The sequence below is a fragment of the Curvibacter sp. EU05-FHT14A10 genome (assembly GCF_058791075.1).
In genome coordinates this window covers 75430-98077 of sequence record NZ_JBYTDE010000002.1, presented here as the reverse complement: position 1 = coordinate 98077, position 22648 = coordinate 75430, and the positions used below count along the sequence as shown (strand labels likewise).

Genomic DNA, 22648 nt, shown 5'->3' with positions numbered 1-22648 from the left:
GGCCTCCCGGCCATGCTTCAGGGCTGAAAGGTGGGCGGTCTGCACGATCAAGGATGATTCCCACCACCGCCGCCGTTTGGCCCGGGCCATGGGCTGATAGGATCATTTGCCTGGGCCTGGCGCCCGCGCATCCCCTAGAGAAACTGGAACACCATGAAGCTCGGATACACCATCGTCTATGTGCCCGATGTCAAAGCCTCGCTGCAGTTTTTTGCGGCCGCGTTCGGCTTTGAAGTGAAATTTCTGCACGAATCTGGCACCTACGGTGAATTGAACACCGGCGAAACCACCTTGGCCTTCGCGGACCATGCGCTTGGGCACGGCAATTTCCCGGGCGGCCATGTCGCGGCGTCGGAGTCAAAAGCCCCCTTGGGAATGGAGCTGGGCCTGGTCACCACCGAGGTCGAGGCGGCCCATGCCAAAGCCCTTCAGACAGGCGCCACCGAACTGGCCGCGCCCAGCCGCAAGCCCTGGGGCCAAGTGGTGTCGTATGTTCGCGCCCCAGACGGAACCCTGATCGAACTGTGCTCGCCGATGGGTGCTTAGGCACCCAAGGCGGCCAGCCTCGAAAGGTTCGATTCGTTCCATTTGCTCGCATAGCCCACCGGCGTCTCTCCGACCAGTTTGCGAAAGTCGGTGATGAAATGCGCCTGATCGAAGTACCCCAAATCCAGCGCAAGAGCTGTCCAGGAAACAGCGCCACCGGCCTGCACCCGTGCAATCGCCTCATGCACACGGTACCGGTTGATCACCCATTTCGGACCAATGCCAACGTAGTCATTGAACAGGCGCTGCGTGGCACGCAGGCTCATGTCGAACTGATCGGCAAGCGCCTTGGCACTGTGCATTTGGCGATCATCCACGACGCTGTCGACCATCCGGCCGGCAAGCAGGCCATTCGGATCGGCAGCAGGGAGTCGGGCCAGCAAGAAGCGCGTCGCCAATTGGACCGCTTGAACGTTGCCTCCGGGGTCGTGACCACAGTCGGAGATGGCGTTCAACTCATGGGACTCAGCCCCAAACAATGTGTCGCTCGGTAGCGATGCATCCCTCAAGCCAGAGACAGGGCCCCCCAGGAAAGGGCGAAAGGCACCGGGTCGAAATTTGATGCCGAAGGCGGTGGAGCGGCCCTCCAGCACGCGTGTCCAGCGCCCGGTATGAACGCCGAACACCCGGGCTGAACCCTTCTCAACGACAAGATGCACATTCGGGTGAGGCAGCGTTTCCACCACCTTGGGTGCCAGCCCTTCGAGGTTCCAGCGCACCCGCCAGAAATGCTCAACCCAATCGGCCAGTGCCGGTAACGGTGCCACTCTGTGGTGTTCGATTTCGCCAGCCACCAGCGCGTGCAGCACGCCCCTCGGCTCGGATGCCACAGGCCGTCGCGTTTTTCCAATCGTCATCTTGCGCGATATTGTTCAATTCAGAGCCACCCTGAAAAGTCAGGTGATCGAAAGCTCTTCGTACTTCATTGTCGCAGCGCCTGCGTCGGCCACTTTCGCGCCGCAGGCGCCGCAACCAACCCTTGACCCCTTGTTCCAAAGCCCGCCATGTTTTCAAATTCTGCAAACGGTTTGTTCGACATCCAGATCGCGCCCCAGGCGCTGAGCAGCGTGGCTGCCTCCAGCGGCCTGAAGCGAATGTCTCTCGACAAACGATTCCACGGCCCGCTGGACGCAACCAGTACCGGAGAAATGCTGGCCTTCCGAAGCGCCACCGATGGCTCGGCCGGGTACGTCGCCATGGAGTTGGTGCGTGGCCGTCTTGACGGGCGAAGTGGGAGCTTTGTCCTGCAGCACAGCTCGACCATGACCCGAGGTGTCCCGGCACAGTCGATCCAGGTGGTGCCGGATTCGGGAACAGAAGCGTTGGCGGGCTTGTCAGGACAGATGGTCATTGATATCGCTGCCGACGGCACCCACGCCTACCGGTTCGAGTTCACCCTGCCTGACCAAGCGCCGTGAGACAGGGCTTGCACCAGAGGGTTCGCGGCTGCATCGGCCGGGCTGTTCGAACCAACCCGCTGGGGGTCGGTGAGCTCGTCATATTTGATGGCGACACCATCAACGTTTCCTACACCCAGGCATGCAAAGGCGGTGGGGCCGCAGGCCGCCACAGGGTGGCGCTCGGCCAGCAAGGGCCAGTAGGGCCCACCGCCGCAACTGAGGTTAAGGCCGAAGGTCCGCCCGACGCGGACGATGTGGTCGATACAGGCCTTGAACGGCGTAGCCGGTGCGTTGTTGTACCTCGGCACCCCGGCCACAACGAGGTCGGCCTGTGCCGGGGCCGGCAGCCAGCATGCCGCTGGACGCGCAGTGTTTGCTGCCTTCAAGCCTCGCGCAGGGGCACGGGTGTGAATGCGGTATGAATCCATGGGCCTGTAACAGGCAGCGGGGGCTCCGGGCCAACATCGCGGCCGCACACCTTGGTGCGCGGGGTCCACGGCCATCCATTGCTGGACGAAGCGCGATCAGCCGGCGCGTGTGCGCCCCATGGGGACTGGTGTCCTATCGACCTGGGCGGGCGCTGGCGGCGATGTGCAAAAAGCGCTGATCGGGTTTCGGCACAGTCCGGCAAACGAAGGTGCGGGTGCCTGGGTGCAATGGGAAAGCCTGCACCGCTGAAGACTTGCCCCAGCGCCCCCCCCGAGCAGCCCAGGCACAGCGCCGACCTCATCGGGTGGCACCACCTATTTCTCATGGCATAGCTACCGCAGCGTCATGCCAATTCGTTCTAGCTGATATGACGTCAGCTCACTGGCCTGGGCCTACCCGAGTGTCGACAATCCAGAACGCGCGAACAGCGCTCAAACCGACCGTTTAAGCGTCTGTATCTTCCTCCGACAACCGAGACAATCCATGCAACATGCTCCTCGCTCCCCCCTGTCACTGACCCGTCGCCTGGCCGCTCTGGCCCTCGGCCTGGGTGCTGCCGGTGCCCTGCTGCCAGCCCAGGCCCAGAGCAGCGCCCCGGCGGTGCAGTTCCCGACCAAGCCGGTGCGCATCATCACGCCCTTCCCGGTGGGGGGCGGCCCGGATGGCGTGGCCCGGTTGGTGGCAGACAAGTTGTCGCGCATGTGGGGCCAGCCGGTGGTGGTGGAAAACCGCCCAGGCGGCAACGGCTTCATCGCGATCGATGCGTTCAAGCGGGGCGCCAACGACGGGCACGACCTGATCCAGCTCGACAACGTGCACATCGCGGCCTACCCGCACCTGTTCAAGAAGCTGCCCTACGACGTGGCCAAGGATTTCGACATCATCCTGCCGCTGTTCAAGACTTACTTCTTCGTGAACGTGGCCACCAACAGCCCCTACAAGGACATGGGTGCCCTGATTGCCGATGCACGGGCCCACCCTGGCAAGCTCAATTACGGTTCGTGGTCGGTGGGCAACCCGGTGCACCTGGGTTCGGCTCTGCTGGAAAGCATGACCAAGACGGACATGGTGCACGTGATCTACAAGGAAACCACGCAGCTGTACACCGGGGTGGCCAATGGCGAGCTGACCTTTGCCCTGGGCACCAGCGCCACCGCCGGCCCTCTGCAACGCGCCGGCAAGCTGCGCTTCCTGGCCGTGGCTGCGCCCAAGCGCCTGGCCAACTTCCCGGATGTGCCCACGGTGGCCGAATCCGGCGGGCCGGCGGGCTACGAGGTGACGGGCTGGAACGCCATCGCCGCACCCAAGGGCGTGTCGCCCGCCGTGGCTGAAAAGATCAAGCGTGACGTAGAGAAAGCCCTGGCAGAAGCCGACGTGAAAGAAAAATTCGCCTCGTTCGGCTATGAGCCCTTCCCCACCACCCGTGATCAGTTCAAGCAGTTCATGGATGGCGAATCGAGCCGCTTTGCCGACGTGATCAAAAAGGCTGGCGCCTCGCTGGATTGATCCAACCCTGCAGGGCAATGCCGCCGGGCCGGTGGCCCAGGCGGCGAACCCGTTTCACAAGTCCCTAAAATAGCGGGCTTATGTTCAATGAAATCCGATCCCTCGATCAGCAAATCGCGCAGCTTCAGGCGCGACGCGATGAATTGTTCCGCTCCAAGAGGAAAGAGGCCGTCGAATTGGCCCGAACCCTGGTGCAACAGTTTCAACTCACCCCGTCACAGGTGGCGCTCAGTTCACTGAGTCGAACCCATGCGCCGAACAAGCTCAAGCGCCCGGCCACCTTCTACGATCCAGGCCGGGGCCTGTCCTGGGACGGTACCTTGAGCGGCAAGGGCCGCAAGCCCAACTGGATCAAGGCCGCCATGGAAGACGGCACCATCGAGCACTTCCGCATCCAGGTGCAAAGTGCCAACGCCAACAGCAACGCGGCCACCGGCACCTGATCCCCAGGCCTGCGGAAAATTGCTGGCAGGTAAAGCAGCTTCAGCCCAATTGTCTGCATGTCGATACAAACGATGACAAAGCGCTTTTTCAACCCTGACCCAGGATCATCATGTCCAGCATTTCTTCCGTAGGTTCCAGCAACCCCTACCAAGCCCAGACCCCGGTGGCCAAAACCGGCGGCGTGGATGCGGATGGCGACAACGACGGCACCCGTGCCGGCGCGGCGCCAGCCCCCGCCAGCAACCCCCAGCCGCAGCCCCCCAAGCCCACTGAGACGATGGGCAACTCGGTCAACACCTACGCCTGATCGGTACGGGCCGGCAGGCCCCAGTGGGTCATCTTCTGCTCCAGTTCGGCCACGCGCTCCTCCAGCCTGCGTTCGCTGGAGATGTCCATGATGATGCCGTACCAGCGCAACACCCGGCCTTGCTCGTCCAGGTGGGGATAAGCTTGGCTGCGCACCCAGCGCCAGCTGTTGTCTGGCCACAAAATGCGAAACTCGGTCTTGAACGGGGCCCGGCTGGGCAGGTGTGCCAGCCACTCTTCGTGCACGCGGTTGCGATCTTGCGGATCCATGCGGTCGCGCCAGCGCTGGTAGCGCTCCTGCGCTGAATTGAGCGGGGTCCATTCGAAAGCCGGCCCCATATAGTCGATCACACCGTCAGGGCCGGCAGCCCAGGCAATGTTGGGCCCGAGTTCGATCGAGCGCCTGAAGTGCTCCTCGCTCTGCTGCAGAACGCGCTCGGCCGTGACCCGCGCCGTGATGTCGATCACCACCAGTGAAATACCCAGCCACTCGCCCAGTTCATTGCAAACGCGCTGATGGGCCACCAGGAAAGTTGCGCCTGTGCCGCTGTGGCTGTACTCAGAGGGGGCCAGATCAGCCCCGGCACGCACCTGTTGCAGCGCGTCCAGCAAGCCCGATGCCCCCGGCTGGCTCAACACCCGTGTCACCGGCTGCCCTCGCAATTCGACCTGCCCCAGGCCCAGGTATTGGATGACCTTGGGGTTGGCACTGATGACCCGCATTTCGGTGTCCAGAAAGCAAAGCCCCACGGGTGCATCCTGGTACAAGGTTTCGAGCTGGTGCAGGCGCTGGAAAGGAGAGGCGTCCAGCGGCGAGTCATGGCCGTTGTGGCACCCATCTCGCGCCAGCTGCGCCTGGGCCTGGGCATGGGGTGCCGGGCGGCCCAGAAGGTAGCCCTGGCCGAGAACGCAACCCAGCTGCTCAAGCAGCTTGGCTTGGCGTTCGGTCTCAATGCCTTCCGCGATCACGTGCACCCCCAGGCTCTGCCCCAGGCCCAGCACCGCCGTGACGATCTTCAGACTGCCTGAATCGGACTCAAGCGCCCGCACAAAGCTGGCATCGATCTTGATCTCGTCAAACGGCAGCGATTGCAGCCGGGTCAGACTGGAGTGGCCGGTGCCAAAGTCGTCCAGCGACAAGGTGGCGCCCATCTGCTTGATGGCGTCGACACTGCGGCGGGCCACCTGGTTGTCGTGGAACAAGGCGTTTTCGGTGATTTCAACCTGCACGCGCTGGATCGGAAAGCCTGTCCGGCTCACCGCTGCCAGCACCTCAGCGGCCAGTTCAGGCCGCAAAAACTGGCTGGGCGCCAGGTTGAAAGCCAGATAAAAATCGCCTGGCCAGTCCCGGGCCCGCGCGCAGGCTTCGCTGATCAGGTGCAGGCTGAGTTCGTGCAGCAGGCCCAGGCCATCGGCGAGCGGAATGAACACCCCGGGGGGCACGGCCCCCAACACCGGCGAGGTCCAGCGCGCCAACACCTCGAAGCCCGCAATCCGGCGGCTGCGCAGGTGCACCAGGGGTTGAAAAGCGGGCCAGATCTCGCCCGCCTGCAGGGCGCCCGACAGGCAGGCTCGGGTTTGATCGATGCTCGCGAGGGTCGTCATGGCTGTTGATCACACAGGGAGGGAATAAGTGCGGCCCAAAGCACCGCCGGCAGTGGCGACCACTACCGGCAGTCAGTGTACGGGGGAATCCCCTTCGGAGAGATGGGATTTCACCCAGCCCCGTCGGGTGAACCCGTTGGATCGGGCCCGCGGCCCCCGGCACAGGCCACTCAGGCGAGGGTGATCGCGCAGCCCGCCTGCTGCAGGGCCAGCAAGGCCGGGTGGCGAGCGGCACGCCGGTTGGTGATCAATCCGTGGACCTGATCTGGCGTGCAGAACGACAGGCGCGATTGCACGCCGATTTTGCTGTCGTCAGCCAGCAGCACGCTGCGGTGCGCCTGGCGCACCATGGCGCGGGCCAGTTCGGCCTCGGCCGGCTCGAAGCTGCTGGCGCCCAGCGTGGCGTCGATGCCGACGGGTGACAGCATGGCCCAGTCGGGGCGCCAGCGCATCAGCTCGGCCACTGTGCTGTCGCCATAGGTCGCGGCCAGGCTAGGCCGGGGACGCCCCCCCAGCAGATGCACCTGGTGCCGCGGCGCACCGTCGTATCCGGGGGCCGCGAGCTTGAGGGCAACATCGAACGAGTTGGTGATGATGGTCAGCCCCTGCAGCGAAGCCAGTTCTTCGGCCAGCATCGACACCGTGCTGCCCGCGTCGATGAACACCGACTGGCCGGGCTGCAGCAGGCGGGCCGCGGCCTGCACCACGGCGCGCTTTTGCAGGGTGTTGGTCTGCAGGCGCTGCTGCAGCGGCGGCTCGGACTCAGGTCCACCAAGCTTCACGCCACCATGCACGCGTCGCAGTTGGCCCGTGGTCTCCAGCACCAACACATCGCGCCGCACGGTCTCGCGCGAGACCCCCAGGTCCTTGGCGATGCGCTCGGTGCTCACATGGCCGCTGCCGGCCAGCAAGGCGAGGATGCGGTGGTGACGTTTTTCTTGAAACATGGGCTCGATCATGCCGCAGACCGCCCCCCCGGGGGGCCGGCCGCGGCCAGGGCTTCATCCGATGCTCAGAACTTGATGACGAGCTGATCGGACACCGCGCTGCCATACATGGCCGGGTCGCTGATCAGATGCTCGCCTGTTTCGAGCCGGCCGGCAAAGCGACGCGAGTAGCCCGCCAAAGCCGGCACGCTGACGCTGAAGTCGTACCAGTTGCCGCTGGCCTTGAGTGCCCATGCCATCACTGCTTCGCCGCCGGGGCTCACGCTGGCGCTCTGGGCCGTGGCGTCGAAATAGGCATTGGCCTTCACACTGAACGTGCAGGCGGCGCTGCCGGTGTTGTGCAGCTTGAGCAACAGGTCCCCATTGGCCACGTCGTAGCAGACCTGGATCTCGGGGTTGGGCTGGGCGCTGGCATTCAGGGTCTTGGCATTGCCGCTGAAGTGGCGGTGAAAGCCCGCTGGCCCCAGCACCCACAGATCGTACAGGCCGTTGTCGGCCGCTACCGACCACACGCCGCTGAGCTGCTTGCCGGCTTCGACGGTATAACGGCGCGGAATCGCGTCCAGGTGCAGACGGTCATAGACATGGAACACCGCGGCCGCCTTGCCGGTGTTGGCCAGGATCAGGCTGACCTGCTGGCTGCTGGGCGCACACACTGCGCTCACGTGCAGTTCGTAAGGCAGTGCGCGCGAGGGCCGGGTGCCTTTGGCCTGCACCGGCATGGCCGGGGCATTCGGCGGCAGCGGTGTGGTGCGGCCCGGCAGGGCCCGCGCCCGGTCGGCCAGCGCCTGCGTGGCAGGCAGGCTCTTGTAGAACGCCGTGTTGTCCGGGTCGGCAAAGTTGAAAGCGCTGGTCAGGTCGCCGCACACGGCGCGGCGCCAGGGCGAGATATTGCTCTCGATCACACCAAAGCGCCGCTCGATGAATTGCAACACCGAGGTGTGGTCGAACACCTGCGAATTGACCCAGCCCCCCTTGCTCCAGGGCGAAATCACGTACATGGGCACGCGCGGCCCCAGGCCATAGGGGCGGTGCAGCAAAGCCTGCTCGGCGGCCGAGTTGTGGTACGTCACCAGATGCTCGTGGTACTCGGCCGTGGCATCGGCCGTGCTGGCACCCGCCAACTGAGCCTTGGAGGCATCGGCGTTGTAGCTGACATACGACGGCGGTGCCGGTGGGGGCACATGGTCGAAGAAGCCGTCGTTCTCGTCGAAGTTCAGGATCAGCACGGTCTTGCTCCAGACATCGGGGTTGGAGGTCAACGCGTCCAGCACTTTGGCCGTGTAGTCGGCGCCTTGTGCCGGGCTGGAGGGCCCCGGGTGCTCCGACCCCTCGGCAGTGGCCACGATGAAGCTCACCTGCGGCAGCTTGCCGGCCAGCACGTCCTCCTTGAGCTTGTCGAGGTCGCGCGTGCTCACACCGCGCTGGCGCAACGCCTCGGAGTAACCGGGTCGCTGGTAATAGGCATCGCGAAAGCTGTGAAAGCCGGCCAGGCAGTTGTCGGTGAAGTTGTCCTCCATGTTCTCGTACACCTGCCAGCTCACGCCAGCGGCCTGCAGGCGCTCGGGGTACGTTGTCCAGGTGTAGCCACCGTCGTTACCGGGGTTTGCGTCGAACCAGTCGTAGTCGTTGTAGGTGGCAGGGCCATTGCCCTTGGCCAGGCCATCGTTGGTTCCGGTCCAGGCAAACAAGCGATTGGTGTTGGTGCCGGTCTGCGAGCTGCAATGGTAGGCATCGCAGATCGTGAAGGCATTGGCCAGCGCGTACTGGAAGGGCATGTCCTCTTGGGTGAAATAGCCCATCGAATGGTTGGCCTTGTACTTGGTCCAGTAGCTCATGCGCCCCTGGTCCCAGGCCCCCTGGGCATCGCTCCAGGAGTGCGGCGTACCCTGCACGCGCATGACCTCGAAGTTCTGCACCGTGTTGAGTCGGAAGGGCGCGATCACGGCCGGTGTCACGCCTGCCGTGGCATTGGGCTGCGACCACACCGTCTTGCCCTGCACGCCATTGGCCGTGGGCACGGGCACGGCAAACGGATCCGCAAAGCCGCGCACGCCATTGAGGCTGCCGAAATAGTGGTCAAAGGAGCGGTTCTCCTGCATCAGCAGCACGATGTGCTCGACGTCCTTGAGGGTACCGGTCTGGTTGTTGGCCGGAATGGCCAGGGCCTTCTGGATGGCAGGCGGGAACAGGCTCAGCGCCAGGGTGGAGCCGGTGGTAAGGCCGGCGGAGCGCAGGAAATGGCGACGATTGAATGTCATGACAGCTCAGTGTTTCAGTGGTGGGTGGCAGAGAGGCCCGGGCGGCAGAACCAGCTCAGGGCGCGCAGTGCAGGACTCGGGTGTTGCCGGCGGATCCGCAGTTGTTGTTGCCACCCCCACCGCAGCCGACCAGGGTTGCGCTCAGGGCCAGGCCCAGGGCGAGCCCGCGCCACAGCGGCTTCGAAGGTTTGTCCAGGCGCTGGGGCGCGGGGCTTTGGGGCGCAGCGGTGCAGCGCTGCAAATCGGTGTTCGTCATCGTGAATATCCCGGAGACAGGTGGGTTGAACGGGGCTTGGGCCAGCCTGGGCCGCCAAGTCGTTGGTTAACGCACTGTCAATCCTATGTGTACAAAGTTGCGTTTGTGTGACTTTGTGGATTTATGTGGCTCACGTGCCATGGCGTTCAACCAGCCCTGGGCAGGAGCCGATGCCTGGTGGCGGCCCGATCGCGGCAAACCACGAAGGGCATCGATGACGATTCAAGAGAGCACGAGCGCCAGGGTGAATAGGCCGCTGGGCGCATGGGCAGTTGGGCAGGCCTCAACAGCCTTCGAGGCAGGACTGCGGGCGCCTGGGCCGGCCGCCGCTGACCAGCCTGGCCTTCTGAGTGAGCGTGGGCCAAGCGCCACGCGTAGCACCAAGTAAAACGCAAGGGCAAGAGGCTCAAAGCACCGCGCCCGCGCCTGGCCATGGACGCGGGTGGCGACAACCAATCTCCGATTGTTGCAAGCCCCTTGGGGCTCAAGCAGAACCAAGGGGTGCCCCTGCCCCCTGGCGCCGCTCAACGCGGCGGGCTCACGACTCGGCGCTGAAGCCCGTCTGCTGGATCAATTGCCGCCATTGCTGCGCATCGGTCCGCAGCATCTGTTGCAACGCCTCCGGGCTTGATCCCTTGATCTCCAGGCCATAGGAGCGCCCGGCCTCCACCACATCGGGCAAGGCCAGAGCCTGCCCGATGGCCTCCGAGGCGCGCCGCTGCACGTCGGCACGGGCCTTGCCGGGCAAGAAAAAGCCATACCACTCACGGACATTGAGCGGATAACCCTGTTCGCGCAGCGTGGGCACCTGGGGCAGGAACACCGATCGGGCGGGTGCCGCCACGGCCAGCACCCGCAACTTGCCCACCTTCTGGTATTGCAGGTAATCACCGATCGGGCCCCAGAACGCGCTGATCTGCCCACCCAGCAGATCCTGCACGCCGGGCACGGTGCCTCGGTAAGCGATGTGGCGCAGGTCCACGTGGGCCAACTGGTTCAGCAGGATACCCACCAGATGGGGCATCGAACCTGCGCCGGGGCTGCCGAAATTGGCCCCTTCCGGGTGCGTGGCCACCCAGGCCAGCAAGTCTTTCAAGGTGGTGACAGACTCGGGCACCCCAGGGCCCACGGCCAGGCCGTGGTCCATGTGCGCAGCCAGCGAGACCGGGCTGACGTCGTCCAGCGTGTAGCGCAGCCGCGGGTAGGTGTAAGGGTAGATCGAGAGCATGGACGAGGGCGTGATCAGCAAGCTGCTCCCGTCGGCCGGGCTGTCCTTGAGGGCCATCACGCCGATCTGGCCCGCCGCACCAGGCCGGTTGTCCACCAGCACGGCACCCGCATAAGGGCCGCGCAGTTTGTCGGCCACCCGGCGGGCAATCACATCCAGCGTGCCGCCCGGGGGAAAGCCCGAAATGATCTTGGCCACCGGCAGGTTGGCTTCGGCGGCTGCGCTGGCACCCACCCAGGCGCCGGTCGCCAGGCTGGTGCCGATGAGGTTGAAGTGGCGTCTGGTCAGCATGTTGTGTCTCCTTCGGGTTGGGTTTGTTTGTACGCTTGTGCAATAATTATACGAACGTACAAATTGCATTCCAAGCACTTCAACCTAATGGTTTGTACGAGTGTTCAATATTTTTATACGAACGTACAAACAAGCCATGACGACGAAGAAAACCACCACCCCAATCCCGGCACCCACCCGTGCCAAATCGCGCCGTGCCGCCTCTGGCGGCGACGCCGGCGGGGCACCCAATCGGCAGCAGAACATCCTGCAGGCCGCCGAGCGTCTGTTTGCTGCTCGCGGCTTTCATGGCGTGTCGATCCGTGACATCGCCGACGAAGCAGGCGTCCCCCTGGCCCTGGTGGGCTACTACTACGGGCCCAAACTCTCGCTGTACCACGCCATCTTCCGCGAGCGGGCCGGCTACATCGGTGAGCGCCTGCAGGCCCTCGCCGAGGCCTGTCAAAGCGAGCCTGCCGCAGCCCGGCTGGACGCCATCGTGGCTGCTTTTGTGTTGCCTACCCTGCGAGTGGCCGCCCAAACCGAAGGGCGCCACTTCCTGCGCATGCTGGCACGCGGCATGAGCGACCACCTCGAAGAAGACGAGCCCATCATCCGTGAGCTGTTCGACCCCCTGGCCCATGCCTTCATCGATGCCCTGGCCCAAGCCCTGCCACAGGCCACACGAAGCCAGGCCGCCTGGTGCTACCAGTTTGCCCTGGGCGCGCTGCTGCACCACGTGACGGACCAGCGCATCGAGCGCCTGTCGCGGGGCGAGAACCAGCCCGGCGACCACGAACACGCCGGCCCACTGCTGGTGCGCTTCATCGCCAATGGCATGCGCGGCGCCTGTGCCGCCCCCACCCACTGAACAGGAGTTTTGCCACCATGCCCCGCCACCTCATCGACATCTCGATGCCCCTGGACAACGACATCCCCACCGATCCGCCCGGGCTGGAACCCCGCATCCGCTACATCGACCACCACAGCAGCGTGCCCGATCTGGCCCGCTTCTTCCCGGGCCTGCAACCGGGGCAACTGCCCGACGGCGAGGCCTGGGCCGTCGAGGAGGTTCAGCTCAACACCCACAACGGCACGCATCTGGATGCGCCCTGGCACTTTGCCTCGACCATGGATGGCGGCCAGCGCGCCATCACCATCGATGAAGTCGACCTTCAATGGTGCTTTCAACCTGGGGTGAAGCTCGACTTCAGGCACCTGCCCGACGGCCATGTGGTGCAGGCTGCCGAGGTCGAGGCCGAACTGGCCCGCATCGGCCACACGCTCAGTCCGCTGGAGATCGTCGTGGTCAACACCCGGGCCAGCGCTGCTTACGGCTCGCCGCACTACACCCGATCGGGCTGCGGCATGGGCCGTGAAGCCACGCTGTACCTGCTGGAGCGCGGCGTGCGCCTGACCGGCACCGACGCCTGGAGCTGGGACGCGCCCTTCGCGCACACGGCCCAGCGCTACGCCGAAGACCAGGACGCATCGCGCATCTGGGAAGGCCACAAGGTGGGGCGCGACATCGGCTACTGCCACCTCGAAAAACTGCACAACCTGGAGGCCCTGCCGCCCCACGGCTTTCACATCAGCTGCTTTCCGGTCAAGGTCAAAGGCGCGTCAGCGGGCTGGACCCGCGCCGTGGCCATCCTGGACCGACCCGACACCATCGCTCCCGGCCTTGAGCCTGCCTTGATCTGACCCGCGGGGCCTTGGCCCCGCTGGATCAGAGCCCCCCGTTCCCGCCACACCGGACCAGCCCGCCAGGGCCGGCCCGAGGGCACGCCTGCGCCCTGCGCATTCATCCAACCAGAAGGAGACAACATGATCCATGCAACCCACCTGAACACCCCCCGCCAGTCTTGGAACCCGGGCTGGGCTGCGCTGGCCGCGCTGAGCCTGAGCGCCCAGGCCCATGCGCAACCCGCTCCGCAGCCCGGCGTGCAGTTGTTCGGGCTGATCGATGCGGCGGCCGGCCGCTTCACCAGCGCCACCGGTGTCAACGCACAGGAGCGCGCCACCAGCAAGGTCACCAGCGGCGGCCTGTCGACCAGTTTCTGGGGCATCCGCGGTCAGGAGGATCTGGGCGGCGGCACCTCGGCTTTGTTTGAGCTGTCGTCGTTCATGCGCAATGAGTCAGGCGCTGCCGGACGCAGCGATGCCTTGCCGGCCCCGGTGAACGTATCGGCCGATCCGTATTTCTCGCGCGCGTCCTGGGTCGGCCTGAGCCATCCCGACTGGGGCCGTGTGCGCGTGGGCAACATCACCAGCCTGCTGTTCCTGAACTCGATCAGCAGCAATGCCCTGGGCGACAGCACCACTTTCTCGCCCCTGAATCTGCTGACCTTCATCGGTTCGCCGCTGTCGGGTGGCACGGGCTGGGCCAACTCGGTGATGTATGACAGCCCGGTTCGCGCCGGCCTGACGGGCTCGGTGGCCTATGCCGCCTCGCAGAGCCTGGGCGGTCCCAACACCGCGGCGCGCCTGGCCTACAGCGCAGGTGCCTTCAGTACCTCGCTGGCCTGGCAAAGCGTGAACCGCAACCCACAGACCTTTGCCGACGGCACCTCGGCCAACGACACCCGAGCCTGGCAGTGGGCGGCCAGCTACGACTTCAACCCGCTCAAGCTGTACGGCCACCTGGGCCAGATCCAGAACCGGGGCACGGCCAGTGCGCCCCAGTCGGTGCATTACCGGGTGTGGGATGTGAGCCTGGGCCTGCCGATGGGCGCCGGCCAGTGGCTGGCGGCCTACGGCGTGCGCAACACCGGCGATGCGGTGGCCCCCGTGCCGGCCACGGTGGCGGGCGGCAATGTCTCGCGCAAGCTGCTCACCGTGGGTTATGACCACTTCCTGTCGCGCCGCACCGAGGTCTACCTGCTGCTGTCGCGGGACCAGACCGAGACCCGCACCCTGCCGGTGCCACCCGCGGTGATCCAGGCCACCGGCACCAGCTTTGCCGTGGGCATCCGCCACCGATTCTGAAGGCTGTCCCTGTCCCCCCCTCTGAGAAGGCGCCCCCATGCTGTTGAATGAAACCCACGACCCAGGCCTGCAAAGCTGGGTCGCCTCGGCCCACAAGGTCGACACCGACTTTCCGATCCAGAACCTGCCCTATGGCATATTCCGCCGCCAGCAGAGCACCGAGGCTTGGCGGGGTGGCGTGGCCATTGGCGACGCCATCCTGGATCTGGCTGCCCTGGTGGCCCTGCCGTCCCATGAGCGCCGCCTGGGCGAAGGCACGGCCCAGGTACTTCATGCGGCCAGCCAACCCAGCCTGAACGCCTTCATGGCACTGGGCCCGACGGCCTGGCAGGCGCTGCGCCTGGCCTTGTCACGGGCGCTGCGGGTCGGTGCCCCGCAAGCCTCGGCCTGGCGCGCCTGCCTGGTGCCCCAGGCCGAGGCCGAATACAGGCTGCCCGTCGAGGTCGGCAACTACACCGACTTTTTCACCTCCTCACACCATGCACTGAACGCGGGGCGGGTGTTTCAACCAGGGCGAGAACTGCTGCCTCAGTTCAAATGGCTGCCGATCGGCTACCACGGCAGGGCCTCCACGGTGGCCATCAGCGGCACCCCTTTGCAGCGGCCCGCCGGCCAGATCCTGCTGCCTGAGCACACCCGGCCGATCTACGCCCCCACCCGCCAGCTCGACTTCGAGCTGGAACTGGGGGTGCTGGTCGGCACCGGCAATGCTCTGGGCCAGACCCTGGCGCTGGACCAGGCCGAGCAACAACTGTTCGGTCTTTGCCTGCTCAACGACTGGTCCGCACGCGATATCCAGGCCTGGGAGGCCGTGCCGCTGGGGCCTTTCATGGCCAAGAACTTTCTGAGCACGGTCTCGCCCTGGGTGGTCACGTTCGAGGCCCTGGCCCCCTTCAGGGCGCCGCTGCCACGCACAGGCGACGACCCGCCTGCCCTGCCCTACCTCGACCACCCCTTGCAGGCCCTGCAAGGCGCCATCGACATCGCGCTGGAAGCGCTGCTGCAACCCGCTGGGCAAGCTTCGCTGCGGCGCCTGTGTCTGACCAATTACCGGCACGCCTACTGGTCAGCGGCACAGATGTTGACCCAGCACAGCAGCAATGGCTGCCGCCTGCAGGCTGGCGATCTGCTGGGCACCGGCACGCTGTCGGGACCGGAACCTGACCAGGCGGCCTGCCTGCTGGAATTGACAAAGGGCGGGCGCCAGGCCCTGACGCTGCCCGGGCCCACGGAACGCCACTGGTTGGAAGACGGTGACACCGTGGTGTTGCGGGGTTGGTGCCAGCGTGAAGGGGCCGCCCGCATCGGCTTTGGCGAATGTCGGGGCCAGGTCGTGCCCCACGCCGCAGGCGGCGACACCTGGGCGTCGCTCAATTCGGCTTGATCAGAAACTTCTCGCCGGTGGCACGCTGGGCGTAGCGGCGTACCTGCTCAGGCGCCAGGGCTTCGGTCAGGCTCAGCTCGCCCGCATAGTGGCTGCGGAAGGTGCTGCGCAGTTCACGCGCCACGCGTTGCTTCAGGGCCTCGGCACCGGCCGCGCCGATCTTGTTGAGGAACGGAAACAGCAACCAACCGCCCATGCCCCAGGCCATGCCGAAATTGCGCCGGAAGGTGGTGGGCGAGGTGTCCAGCCCGCCATACAGGTACACCTGTTTGTGCACCGGTGAGCCATAGCGGCTGTATTCACTCGCGTTGCGGCTCAGCGCCGCCTCCATGGCTGACAGGATCTGGCCAGCCAGGGTACCGCCGCCGGTGGCATCAAAGGCCAGCGTGGCGCCAGTCTGCACCAAGGCCTCGGTCAGGTCGTGGGGGAAGGTGTCGGCACTGCTGTCGCACACCTGCAGCGCGCCCTGCCCGCGCAGCAAGGCCGCCTGGGCCGGCGAGCGCACGATGTTGACCAGGCCGATACCGTCTTGCAGGCAGATCCGGTTGAGCATCTGGCCCAGGTTGGAGGCCGCGGCCGTGTGGACCAGGGCGGTGTGGCCTTCGCGCCGCATGGTCTCGACCATGCCCAGCGCCGTGAGCGGGTTGACGAAACACGAGGCCCCCTCGGCCGCCGTGGCGTCATCGGGCAGTAGCAGGCATTGGCTCAAAGGCACGCAGCGGTACTGGGCATACATGGCGCCCCCGATGGCCGCCACCTTTTTACCCAGCAGCGCCTGGGCCGCTGCAGAGCGACCGGCAGCAACCACCGTGCCCGAGCCTTCGTTGCCAACCGGCAGCGATTGGCCTACCCGAGCGGCCATGGCCGGCATGGCGGCAGCAGGCACCTGAGCCTGGAGCACCGGACGCTCGGGGGTCCCCAAGGCTTGCACGGTGCCAAGGTCGGCGGCCCCGAGCAACAGCCCCTGGTCCGAGGGGTTGAGGGGGGTGGCCTCAATGCGGATCAGCACCTCGTGCTCGCTGGGCACCGGCAGTGGTTCATCCACCAGTGAAATCTCCAACCTGCCGCTGGCATCGATCAGCGAGCGCAGTTGCAGGGCGGTGGCAGGCAAGGGGTGTTTCATCGGTGTCTCCGGAGGGATGTTGGTGGTTCAGAGTTGGGGGCCTGTCGGCGAGAGCACGTCTCAGGGCACGTCTCAGGGAACTTCTTTGACGGCATCGTGGCCATGCATGCCAGGGTGGTGGTGCATGCCGTGGTGCAGGGCATGCCCTTCCATTGCATCGTCGCCATGATCGTCCAGTTGAGCCTGGAACCACCGGTGCAGCGCATCAACCAGCGCCGGATCGTGGCTGCTGTAATGCAGCGCTGCGCCATCTGGCACATCGTGGTAGGTGATCTGCAGGTGTCCGTGGGGGGCATTGCGCAGGCTGGCCAGGCCGGGCATGTCGGCCCCGTGCAACTGGGCCGGGGAGGAGAAATCGCCCGCCAGGAACTGCTCACGCAATGCGGCCAGGTGCAATCGGATGAGGGCCATTTGAACCCGGTCGCCGCTCTGGCGCATCAGCACCTGCTGCTCACCGCCCATGGGGGTGGCGGTGAAAACGTGGCGGGTGGCCGCCAGGTCGAAAGGCATCACCTGCGGGCCGCGCTGGGCCACCTCGGCCTGGCGGCTGCCTGGGGTAGCTGCCACCGCCATGCCGGAGGTACCCGCCACCCAGGCCCCCAGCAAACAACAAACCACCCGCCGGAACCCGCAAGATGTGCGCATGGATTTCTCCAAAGTTGACTGGCGCCCATCCTAAACGCACCGGGGTGGCTGGTCAGGGGACGGCGCCAGCGCGCGCAACGTGTTGCGGACTCAGGCCAGGGTGTAGGCCGTCTTGACCGTGGTGTAGAACTCTTGCGCGTAGCGGCCCTGCTCGCGCGGGCCATAGCTGCTGCCCTTGCGGCCGCCAAAGGGCACGTGGTAATCCACCCCGGCGGTGGGCAGGTTGACCATCACCATGCCGGCCTGCGCATGGCGCTTGAAGTGGGTGGCGTGCTTCAGGCTTTGCGTGGCAATGCCGGCCGAAAGGCCGAACTCGGTGTCGTTGGCCACCGCCAGCGCTTCTTCGTAGTTCTTCACGCGGATCACGCTGGCCACCGGGCCGAACACTTCCTCGCGGTTGATGCGCTGCTCGGGCGTGCTGTCGGTGATCAGGGCCGGGGCCATGAAGAAACCCTCGGCGCCGCTGCCGGTGTGGCAGGCCACGCGCTGGCCGCCGGCCTGCACGGTGGCGCCCTGCGAGCGGGCGATCTCGACATAGCTCAGGTCTTGCTCCAGCTGCGCCTGCGAGACCACCGGGCCGATGTCGGTGCCGGTCGTCAGGGCGTCACCGATCTTCAGGCCGGCCAGGCGGGCCTTCACGCCTTCAACAAATGCGTCATGAATACCTTCGGTGACGATCAGGCGGCTGCTGGCGGTGCAGCGCTGGCCGGTCGAGAAGAAGGCGCTCTGCACGCTCAGCTCAATGGCCTGCTGCAGGTTGGCGTCGTCCAGGATGACCTGCGGGTTCTTGCCGCCCATTTCGAGCTGCACTTTCTTGTGGCCTTGCACGCAGGCCTCGGCAATGCGCCGGCCCACGCCCACCGAGCCGGTGAAGCTGACGGCGGCAATGCCGGGGTGCTTGACCAGCGCATCGCCGATCACGCTGCCACGCCCCATCACCAGGTTGAACACCCCTGCCGGAATGCCGCTGCGGCTGATGATCTCAGCCAGCGCCCAGGCACTGCCCGGCACCAGGTCGGCCGGCTTGAGCACCACGCAGTTGCCAAAGGCCAGGGCCGGTGCGATCTTCCAGGCCGGGATGGCGATGGGGAAGTTCCAGGGCGTGATCAGCCCCACCACACCCATCGGCTCGCGGGTCACCTCCACGCCGATGCCGGGGCGCACCGAGGGGATGGCCTCGCCCGCCAGGCGCAGGCATTCGCCGGCGAAAAACTTGAAGATCTGGCCGGCGCGGGTGGCTTCGCCAATGCCTTCGGCGCGGGTCTTGCCCTCTTCGCGCGACAGCAGGGTGCCCAGTTCTTCACGGCGCGCCAGGATCTCGCTGCCGATCTTGTCCAGCGCATCGCTGCGCGCCTGGATGCCCCCCGTGGACCAGGCCGGGAAGGCTGCCTCGGCGGCACGCACCGCCAGGTCCAGCTGAGCCGCATCGCCCTGGGCGTATTCGCCGATCACATCGGCCAGGTTGCTGGGGTTGAGGTTGGGCGCCAGGGTGTTGCCGGCCAGCCATTCGCCGTTGATGAAGTTCAGGTGCGGAGTGCTCATGGTGTGTGGAACTGAGGTTTGAGAAAAAGGAACGACGGCCGGAGCCGTCAGGGGTCATTGGCCACATGGCCTGAAACTTCGAGATCAACCCGCCGCCCGGCCGCCCGAAGGCGGGTTGAGGCCCCCTCGGGGGGCAGGAAGCGACATGCAGTGCGCGACCGTGGGGGGCGACACAAACCCGCCGCCCGGCCGCCCGAAGGCGGGTTGCGGCCCCCTCGGGGGGCAGGGAGCGACACGCAGTGCGCGACCGTGGGGGTAAACATTAATCAGCGGTGATCTTTCGGTCTTCGATCACTTTTTTCCAGCGGGCAAATTCCTTGGCCTGGCTGGCGGCAAACTGCTCGGGCGTGTTGGCCACGATCTCCAGACCGATCTCATTGAGCCGGGTCTTGATCTGTGGGTCTTTCAGGGCGGCCTGCAAAGCATCGACCAGGCGCTTCTTGACATCGGCGGGCAGGCCCTTGGGGGCGGCCACGCCCTGCCACGAGAGCACATCGGCGTCTTTCACACCGCTCTCGCTGAGGGTGGGCACATCGGGCAGCACCGCAGCGCGCTTGTCGTCAGCCACCGCCAGCACACGCAGCTTGCCGGCCTTGATGTGCTGAATCACGTTGTTCACGTTCTGGAACGAGGCGTCCACATTGCCGCCCAGCAGGTCGCTGATGGCCGGGCCGCCGCCCTTGTAGGGCACGTGCAGGCCGCTGGTGCCGGTCTGCTGCCAGAACAGCACGGCGCTCAGGTGGTCCGACGAGCCATTGCCCGACGAGGCAAAGGTCACGCTGTCGGGCTTCTTGCGCTGGGCCGCGATCACGTCGGCCACGCTCTTGAAGGGCGACTGGGGCGGCACCACCAGCACGTTGGGCGACTGGGCGGCCAGGGTCAGGTAGTCAAAGTCTTTGGTGGCGTCATAGCCAATGCCCTTGATCAAGTGCGGCACGATCACAAACGGCCCCAGGGACGACACCAGCACGGTGTAGCCGTCGGCCGGCGCGCGCTTCACAAAGGTGGCGCCAATGCTGCCGGTGGCACCGGCCTTGTTGTCGACGATCACCGGCTGCCCGAGCTTTTCGCCCATCTTGGTGGCCAGCAGACGGGCCACCATGTCGGTGGTGCCCCCGGGGGGAAAGGGCACCACCAGGGTGATGGTCTTTTCAGGGTAGGCGGCCCAGGCGCTCGACACCGGTGCCAGGCCAGCAGCCACGCTCAGCCCCAGGGCCAGGCCGATGGCACAGCCCTTGGCCAGCAGGCCCCGGCGGCGGGAAGGGTTTGAATTCAGAATCGTCATTTGTTTGTCTCCAGTCATGCAGGGGTGCGGACAGCCTGACGGGCCAGCAGGCGCCATTGGCCGTCACGTAAATGCCAGACGAGCAGCACCTGCAGGTCGACCTGCCCGGGCTTGCCCTGGTCCAGCGTGTGGCCGGTGAGGCGATGCCTCACCACGGCCACGTCGCCGACCACGCGCACGTTCTGTGCGCTCAACTCGATGCTCACGAAATCCGACTTGGCGCTCAGCAGATCGCCCACAAAGCTGGCCTTGGTATCGACCCGGCCACCCGAGTGGCCGTAGCTCAATTCGTCGGCCACCAGGGCTTCGAGGGGGCCCCGTTCGGGGTCGACCATGGTCATCCGAAGCCGTTCGACCGCGGCGACCACAGCCTCCTCGGCAGGCCCGCCCTGGGCCTGGGCCGCAGGCGCCCAGACCAGAAAGGCCGCCAGCGTGCAGGCCACCAGATTCAGACGTCGTTGCATGTTGTTGTCTCCTTGCCACTCACCGCCCCGGTGGGGCGGCATGGGAATCAAAGGGCTTGCGAGCCCAGCTTCTTGATCAGGGCGTCCAGCGCTTCCATCTCGGAGGCCTTCAGATCGGTCAGCGGGGTGCGCACCGGGCCGGCGTCGTGGCCCACCAGCTTGGCGCCCGCCTTGACGATGCTCACGGCATAGCCTTGGCCGCGGTTGCGGATCTCCAGGTAAGGCAGGAAGAAGTCCTTCAGCAGGCGGTTCTGCGTGGCATGGTCGTCGGTGCGCACGGCTTCATAGAAGTCCATCGCCGTCTTGGGGATGAAGTTGAACACCGCCGACGAGTACACCGGGGTGCCCAGTGCCTTGTAGGCTGCGGCATACACCTCGGCCGTGGGCAAGCCCCCCAGGTAGGCAAAGCGGTCGCCCATGGTCTGGTAGATGGACATCATCAACTCGATGTCGCCAATGCCGTCCTTGAAGCCCACCAGGTTGGGGCAACGGTCGGCCAGGATCTGCAGCGAAGCCGGGGTCAGCTTGGCCTGGCCACGGTTGTAGACGATGACGCCGAACTTCACGCTCTTGCACACGGCTTCGACGTGGGCGATCAGGCCTTCCTGGCCGGCTTCGGTCAGGTAATGGGGCAGCAGCAGCACGCCGTGGGCACCGGCCTTCTCGGCGGCCTGCGCACATTGGATGGCAAAGCGGGTGGGGCCACCGGCACCGGCGATGATGGGCACCACACCGCGGCAGGTGTCCACCGCCGTCTGGATGATGCCGGGGTATTCGTCGGCCGTCAGCGAAAAGAACTCACCCGTGCCGCCTGCAGCGAACAACGCGCTGGCGCCGTAAGGGGCCAGCCATTCCAGACGCTCGATGTAGCCTTTCTGGTTGAAATTGCCTTCGGCATCAAAGTCGGTCAGCGGGAAGGACAACAGGCCCGAGCCCATGATGGTTTTGAGTTCTTGAGGGGTCATTTGAGTGCTCCAGAGAAAAATGGGAGGTGGGTAAAGAAAAACGTGAAGTGAAGGGAGCAGGACGCTCAGTCCAGCCGGATCCGGGCCGCCTGGACCACCTGTGCCCAGCGCTTGCGCTCGTTGTTGAAGAATTGCTCTTCTTCGGCCGGGGCCATGGTCACCACCTCGGCGCCCTGCCCGGCCAGCCGCGAGCGGATGTCGGGCGAGCGGATGATGCGGATCAGCTCCTGGTTCAGCCGGTTGACGATGGCATCAGGCGTGCCCCTGGCCACGCGCACCCCCTGCCAGGTGCCCGATTCAAAACCCGTCAGGCCCTGTTCGGCCAGGGTCGGCACCTGGCCCACCAGGGGCATGCGGGTGGCCTTGGACAGACCCAGCAGCTTGAGCTTGCCGGCCTGCACCTGCGGGTAGGTGGCCAACATGCCGTTCATCAGCACCTGGGTCTGGCCCGCCACCGTGTCCGACACGGCCTGCACGCCGCCCTTGTAGGGCACGTATTCCCAGCGCGCACCGCTGGCACGTTGCACCGCCACACCGGCGAGGTGGGCGGCACTGCCGGTGGCCGTGACGGCGAAGTTGAGATCGTTCTTCTTCGAATACGCCACCAACTCGGCCAGGTTGTTCACCGGCACCGACGGGTGCACCACCAGCAGATGGGGCGAATAGGCCAGCATGGTCACACCGCGCAGGTCCTTGGACGGGTCGAAGCTCAGTCGGGTGTACACCGACGGGCTGATGGCCAAGGCCCCCACGTCACACAACAGCAGGGTGTAGCCATCAGGCGCGGCATGGGCCACCAGATCGGCGCCCAGATTGCCGTTGGCACCGGGCTTGTTGTCGATGATCACGGGCTGCCCGAGCGCCTCCGACAGGGGCTGGCTGAGGGCCCGGGCAATGATGTCGGACGAGCCCCCCGGCGGGTAAGGCACCACGATGCGTATCGGGCGGGCGGGCCAGCTCTGGGCGCCCACCCAGGCGGGGCTGGCCAGCAAGGCTGCGGGTGCGGCGGCGGCCAGCAAACGGCGTCGGGACAAGGTCATGCGGTCTCCTGCGT

22 protein-coding genes are annotated in these 22648 nt (G+C 65.8%); 9 read left to right on the top strand and 13 right to left on the bottom strand.

Annotation, left to right across the window (positions count from 1 at the left end):
- Positions 1–153 precede the first annotated feature (153 nt).
- Positions 154–546: a VOC family protein gene (locus AC3WUT_RS03495; RefSeq protein WP_492345689.1), complete on the top strand. Its 393-nt coding sequence runs from the start codon at positions 154–156 to the stop codon at positions 544–546.
- Here the strand turns inward: AC3WUT_RS03495 and AC3WUT_RS03490 are convergent.
- Positions 543–1355, bottom strand: a complete 813-nt coding sequence (locus tag AC3WUT_RS03490; RefSeq protein WP_492345688.1) for an AraC family transcriptional regulator — start codon at positions 1353–1355, stop codon at positions 543–545. The two genes, AC3WUT_RS03495 and AC3WUT_RS03490, sit on opposite strands and share 4 nt — an antisense overlap.
- A 195-nt stretch (positions 1356–1550) precedes the next feature.
- Between AC3WUT_RS03490 and AC3WUT_RS03485 the strand changes: the two genes are divergently transcribed.
- The 4 genes from AC3WUT_RS03485 to AC3WUT_RS03470 all read left to right on the top strand — a co-directional run bounded on the left by AC3WUT_RS03485 (position 1551) and on the right by AC3WUT_RS03470 (position 4632).
- Entirely contained in the window at positions 1551–1964 is a 414-nt protein-coding gene (locus AC3WUT_RS03485) for a DUF3224 domain-containing protein (protein WP_492345687.1), read from the top strand.
- Positions 1965–2858: 894 nt separating this feature from the next.
- A complete protein-coding gene (locus tag AC3WUT_RS03480; protein ID WP_492345686.1) occupies positions 2859–3881 on the top strand; it encodes a Bug family tripartite tricarboxylate transporter substrate binding protein in 1023 nt (340 codons plus the stop codon).
- A gap of 80 nt (positions 3882–3961) precedes the next feature.
- Positions 3962–4324 carry an H-NS histone family protein gene (locus AC3WUT_RS03475; RefSeq protein WP_492345685.1) on the top strand — a complete coding sequence of 121 codons (363 nt, stop codon included), beginning with the start codon at positions 3962–3964 and terminating at the stop codon, positions 4322–4324.
- 110 nt (positions 4325–4434) lie between these two features.
- On the top strand, positions 4435–4632 hold the full coding sequence (locus tag AC3WUT_RS03470) for a hypothetical protein (protein ID WP_492345684.1): 198 nt from the start codon (positions 4435–4437) through the stop codon (positions 4630–4632).
- Here the strand turns inward: AC3WUT_RS03470 and AC3WUT_RS03465 are convergent.
- The 5 genes from AC3WUT_RS03465 to AC3WUT_RS03445 form a co-directional block, all read right to left on the bottom strand.
- Complete coding sequence (locus AC3WUT_RS03465; protein WP_492345683.1) at positions 4623–6236, bottom strand: sensor domain-containing phosphodiesterase; 1614 nt, start codon at positions 6234–6236, stop codon at positions 4623–4625. The genes AC3WUT_RS03470 and AC3WUT_RS03465 overlap by 10 nt on opposite strands.
- 170 nt (positions 6237–6406) lie before the next feature.
- Positions 6407–7183 carry a DeoR/GlpR family DNA-binding transcription regulator gene (locus tag AC3WUT_RS03460; RefSeq protein ID WP_492345682.1) on the bottom strand — a complete coding sequence of 259 codons (777 nt, stop codon included), beginning with the start codon at positions 7181–7183 and terminating at the stop codon, positions 6407–6409.
- Positions 7184–7248: 65 nt separating this feature from the next.
- A complete protein-coding gene (locus AC3WUT_RS03455) occupies positions 7249–9444 on the bottom strand; it encodes a phosphocholine-specific phospholipase C (protein ID WP_492345681.1) in 2196 nt (731 codons plus the stop codon).
- Between the two features lie 55 nt (positions 9445–9499).
- Positions 9500–9700: a hypothetical protein gene (locus AC3WUT_RS03450; protein WP_492345680.1), complete on the bottom strand. Its 201-nt coding sequence runs from the start codon at positions 9698–9700 to the stop codon at positions 9500–9502.
- A gap of 538 nt (positions 9701–10238) precedes the next feature.
- Complete coding sequence (locus tag AC3WUT_RS03445; protein ID WP_492345679.1) at positions 10239–11219, bottom strand: tripartite tricarboxylate transporter substrate-binding protein; 981 nt, start codon at positions 11217–11219, stop codon at positions 10239–10241.
- 136 nt (positions 11220–11355) lie between these two features.
- Here AC3WUT_RS03445 and AC3WUT_RS03440 point away from each other — a divergent pair, with 136 nt between their 5' ends.
- The 4 genes from AC3WUT_RS03440 (at position 11356) to fahA (ending at position 15570) form a co-directional block, all read left to right on the top strand.
- Positions 11356–12069 carry a TetR/AcrR family transcriptional regulator gene (locus tag AC3WUT_RS03440; RefSeq protein WP_492345678.1) on the top strand — a complete coding sequence of 238 codons (714 nt, stop codon included), beginning with the start codon at positions 11356–11358 and terminating at the stop codon, positions 12067–12069.
- 17 nt (positions 12070–12086) lie between these two features.
- On the top strand, positions 12087–12902 hold the full coding sequence (locus AC3WUT_RS03435; RefSeq protein ID WP_492345677.1) for a cyclase family protein: 816 nt from the start codon (positions 12087–12089) through the stop codon (positions 12900–12902).
- A 123-nt stretch (positions 12903–13025) separates the two neighbouring features.
- Positions 13026–14186 (top strand): porin, encoded by a 1161-nt coding sequence (locus tag AC3WUT_RS03430; RefSeq protein ID WP_492345676.1) that lies wholly within the window; start codon positions 13026–13028, stop codon positions 14184–14186.
- A gap of 37 nt (positions 14187–14223) precedes the next feature.
- Positions 14224–15570, top strand: coding sequence for a fumarylacetoacetase (gene fahA / locus AC3WUT_RS03425; RefSeq protein ID WP_492345675.1), 1347 nt, complete (start codon positions 14224–14226; stop codon positions 15568–15570).
- Here fahA and AC3WUT_RS03420 read toward each other — a convergent pair.
- The 7 genes from AC3WUT_RS03420 to AC3WUT_RS03390 all read right to left on the bottom strand — a co-directional run bounded on the left by AC3WUT_RS03420 (position 15557) and on the right by AC3WUT_RS03390 (position 22634).
- Positions 15557–16693 (bottom strand): zinc-binding dehydrogenase, encoded by a 1137-nt coding sequence (locus AC3WUT_RS03420; protein ID WP_492345674.1) that lies wholly within the window; start codon positions 16691–16693, stop codon positions 15557–15559. The two genes, fahA and AC3WUT_RS03420, sit on opposite strands and share 14 nt — an antisense overlap.
- Before the next feature lie 72 nt (positions 16694–16765).
- Complete coding sequence (locus tag AC3WUT_RS03415; RefSeq protein ID WP_492345673.1) at positions 16766–17338, bottom strand: aspartate carbamoyltransferase; 573 nt, start codon at positions 17336–17338, stop codon at positions 16766–16768.
- A gap of 90 nt (positions 17339–17428) precedes the next feature.
- A complete protein-coding gene (locus AC3WUT_RS03410; protein WP_492345672.1) occupies positions 17429–18880 on the bottom strand; it encodes an aldehyde dehydrogenase family protein in 1452 nt (483 codons plus the stop codon).
- 262 nt (positions 18881–19142) lie between these two features.
- Positions 19143–20165: a Bug family tripartite tricarboxylate transporter substrate binding protein gene (locus AC3WUT_RS03405; RefSeq protein WP_492345671.1), complete on the bottom strand. Its 1023-nt coding sequence runs from the start codon at positions 20163–20165 to the stop codon at positions 19143–19145.
- A 14-nt stretch (positions 20166–20179) separates the two neighbouring features.
- Complete coding sequence (locus AC3WUT_RS03400; RefSeq protein WP_492345670.1) at positions 20180–20629, bottom strand: nuclear transport factor 2 family protein; 450 nt, start codon at positions 20627–20629, stop codon at positions 20180–20182.
- 47 nt (positions 20630–20676) lie between these two features.
- Entirely contained in the window at positions 20677–21594 is a 918-nt protein-coding gene (gene kdgD / locus AC3WUT_RS03395; protein ID WP_492345669.1) for a 5-dehydro-4-deoxyglucarate dehydratase, read from the bottom strand.
- 65 nt (positions 21595–21659) lie between these two features.
- Positions 21660–22634, bottom strand: coding sequence for a Bug family tripartite tricarboxylate transporter substrate binding protein (locus AC3WUT_RS03390; RefSeq protein ID WP_492345668.1), 975 nt, complete (start codon positions 22632–22634; stop codon positions 21660–21662).
- Positions 22635–22648 lie beyond the last annotated feature (14 nt).

Coding starts and splice junctions, on each gene's coding strand:
- AC3WUT_RS03410 (WP_492345672.1), bottom strand. CDS start 18,880: ATGAGCACTCCGCACCTGAACTTCATCAACGGCGAATGGCTGGCCGGC.
- AC3WUT_RS03420 (WP_492345674.1), bottom strand. CDS start 16,693: ATGAAACACCCCTTGCCTGCCACCGCCCTGCAACTGCGCTCGCTGATC.
- AC3WUT_RS03455 (WP_492345681.1), bottom strand. CDS start 9,444: ATGACATTCAATCGTCGCCATTTCCTGCGCTCCGCCGGCCTTACCACC.
- AC3WUT_RS03485 (WP_492345687.1), top strand. CDS start 1,551: ATGTTTTCAAATTCTGCAAACGGTTTGTTCGACATCCAGATCGCGCCC.
- AC3WUT_RS03390 (WP_492345668.1), bottom strand. CDS start 22,634: ATGACCTTGTCCCGACGCCGTTTGCTGGCCGCCGCCGCACCCGCAGCC.
- AC3WUT_RS03400 (WP_492345670.1), bottom strand. CDS start 20,629: ATGCAACGACGTCTGAATCTGGTGGCCTGCACGCTGGCGGCCTTTCTG.
- AC3WUT_RS03415 (WP_492345673.1), bottom strand. CDS start 17,338: ATGCGCACATCTTGCGGGTTCCGGCGGGTGGTTTGTTGTTTGCTGGGG.
- AC3WUT_RS03465 (WP_492345683.1), bottom strand. CDS start 6,236: ATGACGACCCTCGCGAGCATCGATCAAACCCGAGCCTGCCTGTCGGGC.
- AC3WUT_RS03440 (WP_492345678.1), top strand. CDS start 11,356: ATGACGACGAAGAAAACCACCACCCCAATCCCGGCACCCACCCGTGCC.
- AC3WUT_RS03480 (WP_492345686.1), top strand. CDS start 2,859: ATGCAACATGCTCCTCGCTCCCCCCTGTCACTGACCCGTCGCCTGGCC.
- AC3WUT_RS03470 (WP_492345684.1), top strand. CDS start 4,435: ATGTCCAGCATTTCTTCCGTAGGTTCCAGCAACCCCTACCAAGCCCAG.
- AC3WUT_RS03405 (WP_492345671.1), bottom strand. CDS start 20,165: ATGACGATTCTGAATTCAAACCCTTCCCGCCGCCGGGGCCTGCTGGCC.
- AC3WUT_RS03495 (WP_492345689.1), top strand. CDS start 154: ATGAAGCTCGGATACACCATCGTCTATGTGCCCGATGTCAAAGCCTCG.
- AC3WUT_RS03445 (WP_492345679.1), bottom strand. CDS start 11,219: ATGCTGACCAGACGCCACTTCAACCTCATCGGCACCAGCCTGGCGACC.
- kdgD (WP_492345669.1), bottom strand. CDS start 21,594: ATGACCCCTCAAGAACTCAAAACCATCATGGGCTCGGGCCTGTTGTCC.
- AC3WUT_RS03435 (WP_492345677.1), top strand. CDS start 12,087: ATGCCCCGCCACCTCATCGACATCTCGATGCCCCTGGACAACGACATC.
- fahA (WP_492345675.1), top strand. CDS start 14,224: ATGCTGTTGAATGAAACCCACGACCCAGGCCTGCAAAGCTGGGTCGCC.
- AC3WUT_RS03460 (WP_492345682.1), bottom strand. CDS start 7,183: ATGTTTCAAGAAAAACGTCACCACCGCATCCTCGCCTTGCTGGCCGGC.
- AC3WUT_RS03475 (WP_492345685.1), top strand. CDS start 3,962: ATGTTCAATGAAATCCGATCCCTCGATCAGCAAATCGCGCAGCTTCAG.
- AC3WUT_RS03430 (WP_492345676.1), top strand. CDS start 13,026: ATGATCCATGCAACCCACCTGAACACCCCCCGCCAGTCTTGGAACCCG.
- AC3WUT_RS03450 (WP_492345680.1), bottom strand. CDS start 9,700: ATGACGAACACCGATTTGCAGCGCTGCACCGCTGCGCCCCAAAGCCCC.